The organism is Marinobacter sp. LV10R510-11A (assembly GCF_900215155.1).
GTDB lineage: Bacteria > Pseudomonadota > Gammaproteobacteria > Pseudomonadales > Oleiphilaceae > Marinobacter.
The window spans coordinates 2,599,504-2,616,794 of sequence record NZ_LT907980.1 but is presented as its reverse complement, the minus strand read 5'-3'; the positions used below and the strand labels follow the sequence as shown (position 1 = coordinate 2,616,794).

Annotated in this window: 14 protein-coding genes and 1 tRNA gene; 6 read left to right on the top strand and 9 right to left on the bottom strand. The window is 52.9% G+C overall.

The window, feature by feature from the left end; genetic code table 11:
* The first annotated feature begins 241 nt into the window (after positions 1-241).
* From CPH80_RS12530 to CPH80_RS12520, 3 genes are read left to right on the top strand one after another with little or no spacing between them, the layout of a single operon-like run.
* Complete coding sequence (locus tag CPH80_RS12530; RefSeq protein ID WP_096278240.1) at positions 242-1,384, top strand: ABC-three component system protein; 1,143 nt, start codon at positions 242-244, stop codon at positions 1,382-1,384.
* Entirely contained in the window at positions 1,385-1,867 is a 483-nt protein-coding gene (locus CPH80_RS12525) for a hypothetical protein (protein ID WP_096278238.1), read from the top strand.
* Positions 1,864-3,822 (top strand): DUF3732 domain-containing protein, encoded by a 1,959-nt coding sequence (locus tag CPH80_RS12520; RefSeq protein ID WP_096278236.1) that lies wholly within the window; start codon positions 1,864-1,866, stop codon positions 3,820-3,822. Before CPH80_RS12525 ends, CPH80_RS12520 begins: the two co-directional genes overlap by 4 nt.
* A 132-nt stretch (positions 3,823-3,954) precedes the next feature.
* Here the strand turns inward: CPH80_RS12520 and CPH80_RS12515 are convergent.
* The 3 genes from CPH80_RS12515 to CPH80_RS22960 form a co-directional block, all read right to left on the bottom strand.
* Positions 3,955-4,035 (bottom strand) — tRNA-Gly (locus CPH80_RS12515).
* 258 nt (positions 4,036-4,293) lie between these two features.
* Positions 4,294-4,695: an ATP-binding protein gene (locus CPH80_RS22965; protein ID WP_264754839.1), complete on the bottom strand. Its 402-nt coding sequence runs from the start codon at positions 4,693-4,695 to the stop codon at positions 4,294-4,296.
* 19 nt (positions 4,696-4,714) lie between these two features.
* On the bottom strand, positions 4,715-4,927 hold the full coding sequence (locus CPH80_RS22960) for an ATP-binding protein (RefSeq protein ID WP_264754785.1): 213 nt from the start codon (positions 4,925-4,927) through the stop codon (positions 4,715-4,717).
* A gap of 247 nt (positions 4,928-5,174) precedes the next feature.
* On the opposite strand from CPH80_RS22960, the gene CPH80_RS22475 reads away from it, so the two are divergent.
* On the top strand, positions 5,175-5,414 hold the full coding sequence (locus CPH80_RS22475; RefSeq protein ID WP_227520140.1) for a hypothetical protein: 240 nt from the start codon (positions 5,175-5,177) through the stop codon (positions 5,412-5,414).
* A 312-nt stretch (positions 5,415-5,726) separates the two neighbouring features.
* A complete protein-coding gene (gene drt5 / locus CPH80_RS12500; RefSeq protein ID WP_096278234.1) occupies positions 5,727-7,226 on the top strand; it encodes an antiviral reverse transcriptase Drt5 in 1,500 nt (499 codons plus the stop codon).
* Positions 7,227-7,285: 59 nt separating this feature from the next.
* Here the strand turns inward: drt5 and CPH80_RS12495 are convergent, their stop codons facing one another.
* Both CPH80_RS12495 and CPH80_RS12490 read right to left on the bottom strand, forming a co-directional pair.
* Positions 7,286-7,981 carry a M48 family metallopeptidase gene (locus CPH80_RS12495; protein ID WP_197703544.1) on the bottom strand — a complete coding sequence of 232 codons (696 nt, stop codon included), beginning with the start codon at positions 7,979-7,981 and terminating at the stop codon, positions 7,286-7,288.
* Entirely contained in the window at positions 7,981-11,313 is a 3,333-nt protein-coding gene (locus CPH80_RS12490; protein ID WP_096278231.1) for a type I restriction endonuclease subunit R, read from the bottom strand. Before CPH80_RS12490 ends, CPH80_RS12495 begins: the two co-directional genes overlap by 1 nt.
* An 80-nt stretch (positions 11,314-11,393) precedes the next feature.
* Between CPH80_RS12490 and CPH80_RS12485 the strand changes: the two genes are divergently transcribed.
* Positions 11,394-12,647 (top strand): ImmA/IrrE family metallo-endopeptidase, encoded by a 1,254-nt coding sequence (locus CPH80_RS12485; RefSeq protein WP_197703543.1) that lies wholly within the window; start codon positions 11,394-11,396, stop codon positions 12,645-12,647.
* Here the strand turns inward: CPH80_RS12485 and CPH80_RS21870 are convergent.
* From CPH80_RS21870 to CPH80_RS12465, 4 genes are all read right to left on the bottom strand, one after another.
* Positions 12,640-12,822 carry a hypothetical protein gene (locus CPH80_RS21870; RefSeq protein ID WP_172898600.1) on the bottom strand — a complete coding sequence of 61 codons (183 nt, stop codon included), beginning with the start codon at positions 12,820-12,822 and terminating at the stop codon, positions 12,640-12,642. The genes CPH80_RS12485 and CPH80_RS21870 overlap by 8 nt on opposite strands.
* On the bottom strand, positions 12,794-13,261 hold the full coding sequence (locus tag CPH80_RS12475; protein WP_096278227.1) for a macro domain-containing protein: 468 nt from the start codon (positions 13,259-13,261) through the stop codon (positions 12,794-12,796). The genes CPH80_RS21870 and CPH80_RS12475 overlap by 29 nt, the downstream gene beginning before the upstream one ends.
* Before the next feature lie 250 nt (positions 13,262-13,511).
* Positions 13,512-14,795: a restriction endonuclease subunit S gene (locus CPH80_RS12470; protein ID WP_096278225.1), complete on the bottom strand. Its 1,284-nt coding sequence runs from the start codon at positions 14,793-14,795 to the stop codon at positions 13,512-13,514.
* On the bottom strand, positions 14,788-17,193 hold the full coding sequence (locus CPH80_RS12465; protein ID WP_096278224.1) for a type I restriction-modification system subunit M: 2,406 nt from the start codon (positions 17,191-17,193) through the stop codon (positions 14,788-14,790). The genes CPH80_RS12470 and CPH80_RS12465 overlap by 8 nt, the downstream gene beginning before the upstream one ends.
* Positions 17,194-17,291: the final 98 nt, after the last annotated feature.

Here is a 17,291-nt window from a genome sequence, read left to right as displayed (position 1 = left end):
TGGGGGGGTGTTAATCATTGGCAATGCATCGTATTACGCATGGTCCAACTGGGAGGAGATTCTCAAATGGCTGTATGGCAGGGAGTTATGGCGTAGTCTAAGCTATTGATTAACTTAGTTGATGACATGCATGTGTATTTGTGCCGGTTTAAACGGCGCTGTTTGCAGGGCAACGGAACTTACTATCACTTGTATTCATGCTGTCGAAAAGGTCTCTGATCAAACAATACTAGGAGCGGCTATGACGACGACAAGCGCAGGTGGCCAGATGGCAGGCTATCTGTGGCAGGCTGCAGAAGCGTGCCGGCGAGCCTTGACTGCTCCACATGACGCGGTCGTCAAAATCGAAATTGACGATGACTTGTCCGTTGCGACCATGGAAGGCGTTATTCTGTCGTGCGAGCAGTTAAAGCATAGTGAATATAATCAAGCCATTAGCGAAAATAGTCCGGTTTGGTGGCAAGCCATAGACGCCTGGATTCGGGGGCCTGCTCCAAAGAAGTCTAGATTGAGGTTGGTAACTACAAGCAAGCTGCAGCCAAATTCCCTTTTGGCTTCATGCTATCAACCAACTGGGCTGGCTCCATGGAAGTCCTTGCTCGACGAGATGAATGAGCGAGCTGCCGAAGCGTCCAATAAGCAGCTTGCCAAGAAAGGCGTGTATGACCGCTGGACGAACCTCAAGCACGCTCAACGCGAATTGCTCACTCGAATTGAGATTGCTAGCGCGCAAAGTCGATTATTAGCCACGAATGACCAACTCGAGGAAACTCTGATGGATCGCGGCGTCTCTCCAGTAATAGTATCGCAGGTTCGTGAATCCTTGGTTGGGGCCTTTATGGCTCGTCTAACGAAATCATTAGACTCTGGTGGCTTCGAAGTGACCGTTAAGCATATGAATGCGGACTTCCTTGAGGCCCATGCTCGTCACGTGGAACTAGGCAAATACGAATTCCCAGATCTGGATTACACAGATGATGAAATCCACGCCCTTCAGGCAGAACACCACCAACACCTCATTCCACAGCTCGTTGCTATCAAGCGAGACCAGCCCAGCACAATTGCCCGTGCACTGGGCAACTGGTTCCATGCTCGTGCCCGGCGCCAAAAATTTATGGATGGTGCGCCTCATGAAATCCAAGATCTTAGAAAACATGATAAGGACTTGGAGCATTACTGCCAGACATTACATGAGGAGCACCTGCCGGTTAACGATGCTGAACATGCCCGAGAAGTTGGTCGGGGCGTCCATTCAAGCTGCATGAAACATCAATCGAAGCTGGGGCGTACTGACCCTCCACTTCAATTCACGCAAGGAAGCTATCACGAGATGAGCAACGCGTTACGATTGAAATGGAATCCGTCATACGGCGAGGAGGAATAGGTGCAGCAATTCCTGGACACAGAAATTCATCAAGAGCCTATGGCTGCAGCAGTGATTCTGTTCTGGCTTGCGGAAAGTCATGCCAAAGCACGAGATCTCCACGAGGGGATTTTTATTCCTTGGGCGATGCTCGGAATTGGGTTAGTCGCAACGGAAACGACTCTAGAATCTTTGCCACAAAAGAAACAAACGCTTGCGGGCTGGCTCAGAAGCGAAGGGGCGCGAAGCTGGCGTGGATATTCGAAGCAGACCATCGTCGCCTGGAAAGACACGTTTTGGACTGCCCTTGCACATGGCGAAGCAGCCGGAATCCTAGCCATACGAGATGGCCGGCTCGTTGCGAAGGGAGAAGTTAATTCTGCTAAATCCCATAGTCGCTCTCATTTTGTTCGCCGCGTGGCCCGTGCCGTTGGTGGAACCCTCGGAGGTGAGCAGGATGATGTGCGTGTTGCCAGTGCTTTAGGGTTGGAGTTTTTAGTATGACTTGGAGAATCAAGAGCCTCGTTCTTTACCAACGAGGGGGAGCGGATCGCCGAAAACTAAGTTTTAATCTCCACGGGGTAAATGTCATTACGGGTAACAGCCAAACCGGCAAGTCGGCGGTCTTGGATATTCTGAACTACATCCTGATGAGTAAGTCATGTCCCATTCCGAAGGGAATCATTCGTCAAGCTGTTTCACACGTCGGGGGGCATCTCGTTGGGCCGGATGGCGAGCTCTTGATTATTCGGCCGCTACCAGCCCCCGGTGCCAAGGTATCCACACAAGGTTGGTACCAACTGGGAAAGGATCTTGTGTTCCCTAATGAGCTTCCGGAGATGATATCCAATCGAGCCCAAATACGTGACATTCTCTCCTCCTTCACTGGAATTGCGGGAGCAGCTGTCCTCTCAAATTCTAGAGAGCCCTGGGAAGAGGTTTTGGCAGAGGCGAATATTCGGCACGCTGCTCCACTTATCTTCCAACCCCAAGACGTTATCGCCAACCGCCATGTGAGTGTTCCTGGCTTGGATAGAGATGAGCACCGACGGCACATGCTGGATGCACTGCCATTCCTGCTTGGTATCGAAGATGCCGAGATTCTTGAGGCGCGAGTGCATCTGCGTAAGTTGAAGTCCAATTTGGCAGCGCTCAGAATGAAACGCAAGGAACGGGGGAGACTGAGAGCCAACACTTTTGCTCGCGGCCATAAATTGTGGCTTGAAACTCAGGGCATTGGCTTGCTAGGTGGAGAGAGCCCCCAGTCGGTTCCAGAGCTATTGGGAATATTGCGAGATGTGCAGGTCGATGAAAATAAGCGGTTTGACGTGGCGACCGCAATTCCGAACATCCGCCAATTGGAGGCAAATGAACTGCAGTCTCGGAACGCAGTCCAAGAGGCCCGAAAACACGTTCGGAGTCTTCGTGATTTCGAGCGTAATGCCGGAGTTCATCAAGATGTGATTTCTCGACAGCTCAATAAGCTATCTATATCTGAGCTTCTCCCGACCCAGACAAACAAGGGGGGCTGTCCGATCTGCGAGTCTGAGGCATTTCACCCAGAGCGACAGCGCGATCAACTGATGAAAACTCTTTCGTCTTTGACGGGAATCCGTGCGGTTCCGCTCCGAGTGGACGCAAAAGCCCGAAAAGCTCGGGTGCGACTGGAAGAAGAACTTGTACCCCTTGAGGAGCAACACGAGGCCGCTCGGAGCAGGCTTCGTGAGGCGATAACAACTATCTCGAAAAACGCGGAGTACTTCACTGCAGACCGGGAAATTGATCGTCTGCTGGGCCGAATATCGGAGTACATTCGGACAGTGGATATTGGTGAAATGGATGATGATGAGGAAAACCTTGCCTCGCTGGAAGATGAAATTAATGTGCTGGAAAGAAAAATCAACTCCATCGCCATGCGTCGCAAGAAGACCCAGGAATCTATTAATAGGACGATGACTGGGCTCGCTCGGTGGATGGAAGTCGAATTCAAGAAAGGCAACGCCTCTATCTCGGTGGAGGACCTTTCCATAAAGGTCCAGATTGATCCAGACAGCGATGAAATGACAAGTTTGGCCGAGATCGGTAGTGGGGCCAACTGGGTCTGTTACCACTTGGCGGGGATTCTCGCTATTCACGATCACTTGTCGCGCAACGCATGCCCGGTACCCCGAACTTTACTGATTGACCAGCCGAGTCAAGCTTGGTTTCCAGAGGAGTTGCGCACTACTAATCGGGAGGGTGAGCTGGTGCCAGAGGATGAGGAAGACACGAATCGCGTTCGCGATATTTACCGCCTCTTAGATGAAATGACCACTAAAGAAGGTTTTTCCCAGATCATCGTGATGGATCATGCTAAGTTTGGCGACGATTGGTTTGAAAAGATGGTTCGCTACGAATGGCGTCATGGACAGAAACTGGTGCCGGAGCATTGGATTTCTGAGCCCGCAAAGACTCCCTAAATTACACTTCTTGCGATTTGAGCGTTCACAAGATGAGTGACTACTGCTTTTGAGCGGTATTGTGAAGGGTAAAAAATAAAGTTGAAATATATGTGAATATCGCCTGGTAAATAACCTTAACGGCAAAGCTATTTACCAGGCGGGATTCGAACCCGCATGCCTGAAGGCGGCGACTTGGCAAGTCGCTGTGTCTACCAATTCCACCACTGGCCGATAACCACGGGGTGAACCCGCGATCGAGGGCTTAGAGTATCGATGGAGTCATTGCTCGTCAATGACCATGCTATTACCTTGGTCCATGATGGCCGCCTGGGGTTGGAGTAGCTTACTCAGTGCTAAGATGCCTGGCGAGCACGATCCTGCATCACAGGCAAGTTCGAGAAATTTGAATCTATGGGAGACTCCTGGGTGAGTTGCATATTCCGGTGATTCCGATCACCTGTTCAACCTAACGCGCCGATGGTCATCCTATCACTCGGCGTGATCGGATTGCCCCATTTTACTCATGGCTTTTCTCATGGACTCTCCTTTCAGATTCAGCTTGTGACTGTTGTGCAGAAGGCGGTCGAGAATGGCGTCCGCCAGGGTCGCATCGCCGATGGCTTTGTGCCATTGACCGACCGGCAGTTGGCTGGTGATCAAGGTGGAGCGCAAGCCATGGTGGTCTTCCATGATTTCCAGTAAAGCGTTGCGCTGACTCAAGGTCATTTTCTCCAGCCCCCAGTCGTCCAGCACCAGTAAATCCGTCTTGGCCAACTGCTGAGTCAGTTTGGCGAAGCGCCCATCGCCATCAGCAATGCTGAGCGATTCCAGCAGTCGAGAGGTCCGGAGGTAGCGCACGGATAAGCTTTGCCGGCAGGCCTGATTCGCCAGGGCACATCCCAGATAAGTCTTACCACACCGAGTCGGTGGGGCCGGTGATGAGGACGTTGTGGTGCTGGTGGATCCAGCGACTGCTTAGCAGGTCTGCGAATTGACTTCGATGCAGGCCGCGGGGGTGCTGGTAATCGATCTCTTCGGGATGGGCCTGTAGTTTCAGGCGGGCGGCCTTGAGCAGACGGGTCACCTTGTTATTGTTTCGGTGCGTGGTTTCCCGGTCGACCATCAGGGTAAGCCAAATTAGTCCTGCTGTGTCTACCGTACAGGCAGTCCTTGTAGCTACCGAACATTCGTGTCGCACCACAGGTTAGTGTCCGGATGTCGTTGAACCACTTCAGGCAGTTTCTGGTGGTCTGTTGGCGTATATGCCGTTGGAGTTGAAGCTACGAGGTAAAAGCACGATACAGAGCCTTCGGACGCAGATCTACTATGTGAATCTGGTAATCAAGGAAGGATTGTCTCTGCGGAAAGCGGTGGCTGAGGCACAGGAAAAAGCCAGGCAGATGAAAGAGGAGGGCGTTGATCAGGCTGCGCTGGATGAAGCTGCGGTCAAGGGATTTGGGGATGCGCTGTTTGAGTATGATGAGGATGAAATGACGCAGGTGATTGAGGAATTTTATCCTGCTGCGGCAGATGAAGGTCTGCCGGGGAGTTTTTCAGTCGTGTCGAAATTCCGAGAGAACCTTGATTCCGTTCGGTCAGTTCCTCGGTAAGGGTTGAACGAGTGGCTGTTTCCCCAGTCACTCGTATCTTGTTAAAGCAGCACTCATTTTTTGGGGTGCGGCGCTATCCTAGGAATAGGGCGATGTATATTTTATTTGTCGTTAAGTTTAAGAGGGGGCTAATCTTGACGCCAAGCGATCACTTGGTCAGGAGCCGTGAAGTGGTTTAAGCTGCTGATTAGTTAGAACGAGCTGCGTGTGCGTACTGGTTATTTGTGAGGTTATCCAGAAGGAACGTTTCCGCAATATCTCTGAGTGCGTTTGCATAGTTAGGCTTCACCAAGAGCTACCAGGACGTTATCCATGCCAGGCACAGCAGACTTCATCAAGGCCGACTTCTCCGGTACTCTCTTCCCGATGAAGACCAACCTGATCGTTCTCGAGCATTACGAGCAGGAGTTGGCAGAATACATCTCTACCCGGGTCCTGTCAGAAGATCATCCGGCAGACAACTTCTTGCCTCAGCAGAGGGTGCACGCGACTAAGCCTCGTGGGCACCTCCGTCGCACGGTCAAGCTTGATCCTGTTGCTGAGTTCTTCCTCTACGACGTTGTTTACAGGAACAGGACGATCTTTCGTCCTCAGGCTAGTCCGCAGCGACTGAGTTTTGGGTATCGGTTCAAAGATGGCAACCACGTATCAGTTCACGCTGCTTACATGGAGTACACCGCAAGCCTTGTCGAACAGGCGGCCAATTACAAACATCGTCTGCAGTTTGATATAGCATCGTATTTCAACACCCTATACCACCACGACATTGCGCACTGGTTCGCAGCCAGCAATGGAGTGACTGAAGCAGACGCTGGATCTGTTGGCAGGTTCTTCCGAGAGATCAATGCTGGCCGGAGTGTAGACTTCTTGCCCCATGGCATTTATCCAGCAAAAATGATTGGCAACGAGTTTCTTAAGCTTATCGATCTGTCTGGCATCTTGAAGTCTTCTGTGATTTCAAGATTCATGGATGACTTCAACCTTTTTGACAATGACCCGTCGGTACTTAGCCAAGACTTCTTCCGCATCCAACAATTACTTGGCCAGTTTGGCTTAAATGTGAACCCCAGCAAGACCCATTTTGACAAGAGTGTAGACAACGTCGAAGAAACGCTCTCTAAACTTCACGAGTCGCTGATTGAAATCGTTGACGGCGTTGAAGTAGTTGAGGGGGCCTCTGGGTTCGACACTGTGGACGTTGAAAAGGAAGTCGTGTCTGGCCTCACGTCACAACAAGTCACCTCGCTACTTGCCCTTCTACGAGATGATTCGCTTGAGGAAGCTGACGCAGATCTCATTCTGGGATTCTTGCGGTCACATAGTGACGACATCCTTGAACATCTTCCTGTCCTACTTCGACGTTTTCCCAATCTCATCAAGCACCTGTACGCACTCTGCGCTACAGTCACCGATAAGGTCGCCCTCTCCGCCATCATACTGGAACATCTCAAGAGTGAATCCTACTTCGTCGAGTACCAGCTGTTCTGGATTGCCTGCCTTGTAGAGGATCATCTGCTGGGTGCAGGTTGCTACGGGGAGGTTCTCGTAAAGCTTTACGAACTATCTCAAGACTTTCGTATTGCGCGAGCTAAGGTTCTTGAGATTCCGGAGCAAGGTTTCGGCCTGAAAGAACTACGAAGTGAGTACCTGAAGACTGGACAGTCAGATTGGCTCTCTTGGGCCTCGGCGGCGGGAACGCGCACACTTAAACAGGCAGAACGTAATTACGCACTCGACTACTTTTCTAAGGGCTCGCCCATAAATTTCATCGTTGCCGAAAGCGTCAAGCGGGTGGAGCAAAGAGACGCCTAACTGTGAGTTCACTGCCGACGCCTGAGGTGGGGCCTGTCAGCTGTTAGTCGGAGCAATGCTTAATCAACCCCCTCCACCTCAATCCCATTTTTGGCCAACCAATCCTTCCTCCGCTCATAATCCGGCATAACCCGTTCAACCCGCTTCCAAAACTGATTTGTGTGATGTGGCTCGTGCAAATGGGTAAGCTCATGCACCACCACATACTCCACGATCTCTCGCGGCAACAGGATCGTCTTCCAGTTGAAGTAAAGGCGGTTGCCCTTGCCACAAGATCCCCAACGATAGCCCAGGTCCTGAATTTTGACGCCAGCAGGCTCAACGTCCATTCGAGCAGCCAGTGCCTGGACTTTCTCGTTCAGGTATATCTGTGCCTTGGTGCTGTACCAGTGAATGAAGTGGAATCTTGCCTTGGGCTGCAGGTCTTTTCGCAGGCAGAATCGGCCAGCTATCAGTTTGAGAGGCGTTTTTTGATCGTCGACCAGCTTCAGCCGGTAGCTCCGGCCCAGGTACAGAAATCCCTCACCATTCACGTACTCTTTGCGAGGCTGTGGTTTTAGAAGCTGGGCTTTCTCGGCCAGCTTCTGGTAGATCCAGAATTTTTTTTCCCGAACGAAGTCTTTGAGTAGCGTTTCGTCGGTATTTCTGGGGGCAGCCAGTACGAGCTCGCCTTCGCGGTCCACAATGATCTCCAAAGTTTTTCGCCGGGCACTGTGGCGTACCTCAAAGGTCAGGTCATCCACCTGCAATTCCATCAGGCGCTCACCAGCTTGCTGTGATTCGCCCGTGCAAGGTCCAGTAGTTTGTCCAACAGGCTGTCCAGTTTGTTAACCGGGAGCAGATCCAGTTCGAAAAGTTCTTCGAATAGCCGGCCTCTCAGGCGTTCCTGGTCTGGTAGGTGGGAGGGTTTCCAGAAGTCCGGAATACGCAGTTCTTCAGTGATGATCTGGACCGCTGAGACTGTCGCTTGCTCCAGGTTTTCCTGCTCCCCCAAATCAGGCGTGGCTGAATCGCCCAGTTTGGTCTCCGTCATTAAACGCAGAAACGCTAGATAATGGGGTGAAAGGCCTGTGGGTGTTTCGTCATCCGCTGCTTCGTCGTCCTGTAGTTTTCTAATCAAGCCGGAGAGGGCGTCCACCTGCTCCTCCCAGAGCCCGTCCATCTGCTCCAGAATTTCCTTCAGGCGCTCGCTGAGTTTGGTATATTTCACCGGATCTTCATCCAGGTGTTTACGCACATGAGAGCGAACCGCATGCTCCATTTCTGATGCCTTAGCCCGATCGCTTACCTGCCGGTTTATGTGCTGGTCAAAGTGGGTGTCCGTCAACTGCACTGGGGGAATCTTGGGATTGATGCCCAGTGAGATCATGTAGTCATCGATCAGCTTGCGGACTTTGTTGCCAACGTCTTTGCCTAACTCCGGGCTGTCCTTGTAACGGTTCCGCGCCAGGGCATGAATGTAGGCCAGTTGTTTGGCGTCGTTCACGAATTCCAGTGCTTCAGGGCGGGGCAGGACGTCATCCAGCGTCCGGCTGAATTCCTTCAGCTTCACGATGAACTCGGCTCGTAGTCGCTCGTCCCCTAACGCGGTTACGGCTTCTTCAACATCAGCGAGGCTGTCGACGCCCTGCTTCCTTAGCACATCGACAACCCGAAGGTGACGATCCCGTAGCAATGGGATTTCATCTTTCAGGCTCTGGAGCGCTCCTTCAATATCTTCGTCACTATATGCCGCCAATGCTTCTTTCAGATGGTTTGCAACGCCATAGTAGTCCACCACGATACCGCAGCGTTTCCCGAAGCCTGTGCGGTTTACCCGGGCAACAGCTTGCAGCAGTTCGGCCTCTCGAATCGGGCGATCCAGATACATGACGCCCGCGATGGGCGCGTCGAAACCGGTCAGCAGCATGGACTTTACAATCAGGAAACTGAGCGGGTCGGACTTCTCCGGGTCTTTGTGAAACAGCGGTTTCTTGAATCGTTTGATGTTCTGCTCAATCTCCGCCCGATCACTCCACTGGGCCCAGCCGCTGTCATCGTTGTTGCTGCTGCTGAACACCACGGCAAACTCAAGCTGCTGCAGACATTCACGATATTGCCAAGCCTTAATGGCTGCCTTGATTCTCGGGGGCCGGGTAATCAGCTCGGTTTCACCGATGTTTTTGTCTTCAGAAGGTAACGCCATGGCCTCTTCGAGAAGTTTCGACTTGGCCTGTTTGAGCGCTTCCAGGTAGCGGATGGCTGCCCGGCGGCTGTAGGCAACCAGTTGAGCTTTGAAGCCATTGGGGAGGATGTTGGTGACGTAGTGACGCAGGATGTCAGCCGCCTTTTCTTCAATCAGCCGAGGCGCCTCAAAAATCTGGCCCTTGGTGGCGTATTTTTTCTTGATCAGCTCCAGTTCTTCCTTGGTGCGTTCTTTGAACAGGTCTTCAAACAGATCATCAAGGTTGGCACCTTCCTTGACTGCGCCTTCTGCCGTTCTGCCTTCGTAAAGAATCGGTACCGTGGCACCATCGTTTTCCGCTTCCTTGATGGTGTAGCGGTCGATGTATTCGCCGAAGATTTCGCTGGTCTGCTTTTTCTTACCCATGATGATGGGCGTGCCTGTGAAGCCAATTCGCGCAGCGTTGGGCACGGCCTGTAAAAGGTTGGCGTGCAGGTCACCGGCTTGTGTCCGGTGAGCCTCGTCGATCATCACCAGGATATCCGGGCTTTCATTTAGCAATCTCAGGGGGCGTGAGGGGATAGGATTCCTGGGTTCGTCGTCAGGCTCCTCTGCCGCATCGCGACGATTGAGCTCCAGCCCGCGTTCCTTCTTTGGAGGAGGGTAGGCTGAAGATGCACTCTCGTGTTCGCGGTATTTCTGGATTGTCCCGAAAATAAGCCCTGGCCCGGGCTGACCCAGTAACAATTTCAGTTTGCCGGTGTTGCTGGCGATCTTGACGGTTTCCCCGGTCAGCGTCGCTGTGTCCGACAACTGATCCTGCAAGTCCTTCCGATCAGTTATCACGACGACTTTGAAACGGCGCAGTTCAGGATCGGTTCTGAGTTTGAGAACCAGAAATACCATCGTCAGGCTTTTACCGCTGCCCTGGGTATGCCAGATAATCCCGCCCCGCCGGTCGTGCTCACCATCTTCAGACCGGGTTTTACCGGTTTTTAAGCGCTGAACGGCCCGTTTGACGGCCCGATACTGCTGATACCGGCACACCAGTTTGATGGTTTGCCCGCCCATGGTCATGAACAACGTAAAGTGACGGATGATATCCAGCAGGTTGGCGGGAGGCAGCATTCCCGCAATCAGTTTTTGCTGTGAGGAGAGCGAGGCAACGCCCAGTGATTCGGCAACGTCCTCTTCGGAGCGTGGCGTCACGGTCTTCCAGTTCAGGTAATGGCTGAACCCGGCGCCAATGGTTCCAACCCGGGCATCATCAAAATTGGAAGCCACCATAAACTGGTTGGTGAAGAACAGGGCGGGGGCGCCTTCGTGTTCTTCTACCTCAAGATCCTGATGACGCTGATCGTAATAGCGGCGTAGCTGATCCACCGCCTCCGGAATGCCCTCGGGAACAGTTCGGTTTTTGCACTCGATGACCACCAGGGGAATGCCATTCACAAACAGGACCAGATCCGGAATGACGTGACCCTTCCAGCCATCATGCCCTGGCGGGCATTTGACCTTGAACTGATTCACCACGGTAAAGGTGTTGTTCTTAGGGTTAGCCCAATCAACAAAGTGGACGGTTTGCCCTCGACCACCATCCCAGTCTGGCAGGCCCTCCACCGTAATGCCGCCGTGGAGTAGTTCGGTTGCCAGTTGGTTGGCTTCCATTACTTTGTTGGCGGGAAGGCGGGTAATCGCGGATACGGCCTGATCGAGACGTCTTTCATCGAGCCAGAGCTTGCCGTTACGGCTGTTGATGGTCAGCAGCCGCTCACGCAGCAGTGGCTCCATGATGACCTGGGCGAAGGTTTCGCGGTATGTGACCGACGGGGATTCCACGGAACCTTCGATGTAACCCCAGCCCTCGTGCTCCAGTTGCTGAATAAAGGGGAGCTCAACTTCGGTAAATTCGGGGCCAGGCATTACTACTCCTGCGTGTCAGTCCATTAACTTGATGTTATTTCGGTCATTGTAGGGCAGTTTGGCTAAAGTCGCATTTTTCTATGTCGATCCACTACTTGGCCAAGTGTTTGCTGTGGCCCGTTTATCGGAAGTCGTCACTGATAACTTACAAATCTCCTGCTATCATTCGCGCTATGGACAAAATCAAGGGTATCAACCCGTCTCGAATTTTTTGGTGTTGTAATGATCTGGGCGTTTCTGTTGAGGAACTGGCCCACGAGACCGATATTGCCCTCGCTACCCTCGAAAAGGCATTGGAGGGGAAAGAAGCCCTGTCCGTCAAACAGTTACAGAAACTGGCCTCCTACTTTAATCGGGGGCTGCTGTTCTTCCTGGAAGACGGCCCCGTAAGTGAGGGGCAAGTTCATTCCGTGCAGTTCCGGACACTGAACAATCAAAAGCCACAACTGAGCCCGCGTTTCCGGGCCTTGGTTGAGCGAACAGAACGCCAGCGTTTGACGTACTTGAGTCTCCGGGAGGAGTTGGGAGAGCCGGTTGATCCGGCTTGGTACCCGGAAGAAATTGCGGGGAATGCTCCGCGACCAGAGCGCGCAGCGCAGTTGGCTCGCGCTTGGCTTGGGCTTCAGCCTGGACAGAGTTTTGCTGAAATGCGGACGGCTGTAGAAGCCAAAAACATTCTGGTATTTCTGAGCAACGGATATGCCGGCAAGTGGCAGATCCCCAAAGAAAGTCCCATCCGGGGCTTTTCTCTGTATTTCGACAGTTTCCCGGTTATTTTTATAAAAAAGCAGCTTTCCGAGGGAGCACAAGCGTTCACCATGATGCATGAGCTGGGGCACCTCCTGCTCCACCGCGAGAGTTTTGTCGACGACGAAGACGATTTTTATAGCAATAGTTCCAATGAAGTGGCGGCTAATCGGTTTGCTGGGAATCTGCTTGTGCCGGATAAGTTCCTCGAAGTACTAGACCTCCAGCGGTTTCCTGCGGATGACGTAACAGCGTATGACCTGTTCCTTGAAGACTATTCCCGTCGCTGGAGTGTCAGCCCAGAAGTCATTCTGCGGAGGATGACTGATTCCGGGCTCCTTTCTCAGGAAGACTACCAAGCCTACCGTAAATGGAAACAATCGTTGCCCGTGCCTGAGCGTAAGGGAAGTGGCGGCGCTCGCTATCGTTTCAAGGAGCCGGTTAGGGTCTTTGGCAAAAGCTATGTCGGTACGGTGTTGGACGCTTTGCATGAACAGCGCATCACTTTAGCCAGGGCCAGTTCCTATCTGGATAATTTAAAAATAGCAGACCTGCGGCAGCTGGAAGACACGCATGCCTCTATTTGATGCGTCGTCGATTATTCTCGCCAAGTACAAAATTCCAGCGGTCTGCGAGCTGCAGGATGTAGGGGTAACTTGTATTAAGTTCCTGCAGCTTATTCGCACCAGCGGTGCCGTTTTCAAGAGCTAGTGCAGTCGCCTGCGGTAGAGGATCAAGCCTGCCAACGCTGCAACGGCTCATAGATCAGTATCCGGGTGCTAGCGAGGTCAGCAAGCGTACCTTCAATTCGCGGTTTGACCAGTTGCCAGTCCAGACCACCAAGACCGCACCCAAGTGGCGGTATGGCAACGGATAGGATCTGGTTCTCGGTCAGAATTTTTTTGAGATCTGCCAGCCCCTGATCTATCCATTCCAGCTTCGATGGAGCACGCCAATGTTGCTTGGTTGGAAAGTTGATGATCCAGCGCGGACCGAGCAATGCTTGTTGCTCGGTTATAAACATCTTTCCGGTCTCTACCTGGCCGGACTGGCAGGCCTGGGCATAGGCTTGGAAATTTTCCGGAAACGTTTTTTTGAATGCCAGGGCAAGCCCTTTGCCCATGACTCCCTGAGTATTAACCGTATTCACCAGGGCTTCTGCGTCCGCTTCCAGTAGATTCCCTCGACAATACTCAATCATGAGTTGCGCCTCAAATCAGATGCCTCTTACCCATCAGCCGGTTTTGATCCACGGATTTTTTAGCCGATTCCTCCAGCCAATCGTCTTTCTGCCGGGCCTCTTGGAAAGGGCCGGTCGATACTGACCAGCTGGCTTTTCACATGTTCATGACTCTAGGCTCTGTCGCGCTGAAAATCCGGCAGCTGTATCTTGCCGTTGTTGATGTCCTTGAGAAGCTCGGGGAGCGAGCGTTTGGTGCTGTCGAAGGTAGTCATACTGCATCCTTGAGTAGGGTGGTGACGCGGACGTGGCCGGTGAGGAGGTCGTCCATCAGCCCTATTTTCTGAGCTTGAAGTTTAGCCAACATTGCCTTTTCATTGACAAGTCTTCCAAGCAAAGAGGAAATCTTCGATCTGATTTCATTTTGCTCCGTGAGCGGGATCACTGGCAAAACCACACTTTGAACTATGCGTTTATTAATGACAGGCATAGTGCCGCCACCAGCGAGCGCTGTGAGCTTACGAGTGAACAAAACAGAGGTGAGAACATGGCTTAGAAACTCAGAGTTGCAGATGTTCTGATTCGGCCGAAGTCTCATCAGGCGTGGATTTATGATGCCTTGTTCATGACTCTCAGGAATTATCAGAACCTTACCTACGGTTCCCACAAGGCTTATCAGAATGTCTCGGGGTTGGACTGAGAAGTCTATAAGTTCCGAGTATTTATTGCGATCGATGTAGTAGTTGCCAAATGTAGGATCTGCCCGGATGACCTGTTCCTGGCCATAAATTTTGTATCCGCTGCTTCGATACATGTTTTTTGTGATGCTTGAACCAAATGGCCCGGGCTTAATTCCGCCATTTTGTAGTAAATAGTCGGAGATTGTGCCTTTATGCCATTCTTTGGGAACCAACCCCAAAGCCGACTCCTTATAAAGCTCTGGCGCCTGTTCCGGCGTGGGGCGGAGCTGGCCGTTCTGGTCGATGCCTCGGGTGAGAAGATCGTGAAGCAAGCCGTCCTTGATTTTTTCCAGCTTGACGATCATGGCCTCGGTTTTCTGGATTTGGGTGTCCAGGGTGTCGAGGATCTGGGCGATTTTAGTCTGTTCATGCTGGGGGGCGATGGGTGTTTGGATGCCAAGTAGGTCAGAGATTCGAATGCCTTTAACTGTCGACCCTACAGACACGCTTTCAGCATGGAATTTAAGACTGTCCAGCAACCTTAAAAGGTACCGTGGACTCACGTTGGCCTTGGGGAACAATGCCTTCACATCCTGATTGATCGTCACATCGCTGTTACTAATCGCACATCGACCAACGGCCATTCTTGTACAGATGAGAGGTGTTCCTGCCGGGATCAAATTGGTAGAGCTTGCTGCCAGGCCTTGCTGGGTAATTGACTCCTCAGTTGAGTTAAGAATCAACTGATTATCTGCAAAGTCTTTAACAGATGCCCAGGGAATTGGCCCGTTCCAGAATCGGGGATTGTGCCGCTCTGGGGTGCCACCGCCCTGCTGTCGCTCTACGAGTGATTCCAGTGAGCGTTTTTCAAACATACCCGAGCCCAGTCAGAAACCCCTTCAGTTCGGCTGCAGCTGCAGCCCTCTCTATCTCAATATCTGCCAGAGTCACCCAATATTTATCCCACCAGGTCTCAAACGCAGCAATCACTTCCTGCTGCTGTTTCCGAATGTATGTGTCCAGTATCCCCAGTATGTCGTTATGCAGAATCGTCAGCATCAGTTCTTTGGCTCCGGCTTCGTCCAGTGCATCCACCGCTTCGTTCAGGTGCGCTTCAAAGCTCGCCTGTTTGGCTTTCAGGGTCTTGGCGGCTTTGGTGCGGTCAGCCTTCCAGCCTTTGATATCCGCATCAGTTGGGGCTTCTTCATCCGGTTCGGCATCGTCTTCTTCATCCGGCTGGGCGGTGGCGGCTTTGATGCGGGCATCCAGCTCGGTCTTATGGGCCTGCAGGTCTTCCAGTTCGGCCACGTAATCCGCCAACAGGAAGGTCACCAGTTTGTGGTCCAGCGGGTTGGTTTTGTTCTGGTCGTCTTCCAGCAGGGTGATGATGCTGATGCGCCAGGCATCCACCACACCCAGCACGCCACGGGCCTGCAGGGTGCGGAATTCGTTCTTGTTCTGGTCCCAGAAGCCGGCGATGATGCCGCGCACGGCAAACCTGTCCAGCATGCCGATGGGGTCGAGGGCGTGGGTGAAAGTGCCAATCAGTTCATCTCGCAGGGTGCTCAGTTGCTGGCCATTGCCGGAGAGTTGGGCAATGTGCGTACCCCGTTGCTGCCACCAAGTTTCGAAAGTGTCTTTGAGCCGGGCCTCTTTGTGCTGGACGCCGGCATTCTGTTCGATGGCTGGTTTCAGGGTGACTTTGTCGGTGAGGTCTTCTCGAAACTCCACATAAGCTTCTTCGCCCTCTTTTGGAGCGAGAAGATCCATGGGCTCCAGGCCCAGGGCATCAAACAGAGGTTGTTTGGTTTGAACCTCTTTCAGAGGAATGCCGCCCACCAGATGCGCCCGCACATCCTGGGGTTCCGGCGGCGGGGCGTTGTCCGCATAGCGGCGGATGTTCAGGTTGTAGTCGTTCTCCCGCAATTCCTCCAGGCTGACAATCCGCGAAAAGCTGTCGGCTTCGGCAAAGGCTTCGTAGGTGCTGACGATCTTTTCAATGTGTTCCGGCAGCAAGTGGTTCTGGGCGCGGCCTTCGTAGTATTCACGGTCGGCATTGATGAACAGTACCTTGCCTTTGCGTTCGGGCGCCTTGGCACCCTTGTTGCGCAGTACCAGAATGCAGGCGGGGATGCCGGTGCCGTAGAATAGGCTGGACGCCAGGCCGATCACAGCCTCCACCAGATCGTTCTCCAGCAGGCCGGCACGGATGCGTTTTTCATCACCACCCCGGAACAGCACCCCGTGGGGCATGACGGTGGCCAGCATGCCGTCGGATTTCAGGCTGGCGACCATGTGTTGCAGGAACATCAGGTCGGCTTTTTTGGCGCCTTCTGGTACCTGGCCGTACTGGAACCGTTCGGGAAACTGGTTGCTGGGCGTAAAACCGATGGAGAAGGGTGGGTTGGTGAGGATGCGGTCAAAGCGCATCAGCTCACCGCCTTCCACATGCTGGGGGTCGGTCAGGGTGTCTTCATTACGCAGATCGGCGCTGGTGATGCCATGCAGGAGCATGTTCATCTTGGCAATGGCCCAGACGGAGCCCGAGGCTTCTTGCCCGAACAGTGACAGGTGTTTCGGGTCGCCGCCCTGTTCCTCCAGGTATTCCTTGGACAGGATCAGCATACCGCCCGAACCACAGCAGGGGTCGTAGACGCTCTGGCCTTCTTGAGGGTTCGCCAGGCGCACCATCATTCGGACCACGGAACGCGGCGTGTAGAACTCGCCGCCTTTCTTGCCGGCAGAATCTGCAAATTCACCGATCAGGTACTCGTAGGCTGCACCCAGCAAATCCGGGAACTCGAAATCTTCGTTGCGCAGACGGTATTGGCTGAAGTGGACGATCAGATCCCGCAGCTTCCTGTCTGGCAGGGTGGTAGAGCCTACCTTACGGGTGAAGTCGATATGCTCCAGCACGCCCGCCAGGCTAACGTTGTGCTCCTCTAGCCCCGCCAATGCCTTGTTCAGGTAGTTACCGACGCCGTGATGGGCGTCGTTCATCAGGAAATCCCAGCGGGACTGTTTGGGCACGTAGAAGGTCGACTTGTACCAGTTCTCCATGTCCGCAATGGCTTCCGCTTCAAACTGGCCCTTGCCTTTGGCCAGCTGGTTTGCAACCACCTCCTGATAGCGTTGCTCGAAGACGTCGGAGCAGCGCTTGAGAAACAGCATGCCGAAAATGTATTCCTTGAATTCCGAGGCGTCCATCTTGCCCCGTAGAATGTCGGCGGCTTTGAACAAGTGCCGTTCGAGTTGTTGGAGCGTTAATGCCATGGGTGCTTCCGTTTGGTCTTGCTGGATGCTGATGAGGTTCATCCCACCAGGGAAATGCGACTGTCAGAATTGAGCAGCTGATATTGCCCCCTAGCCAC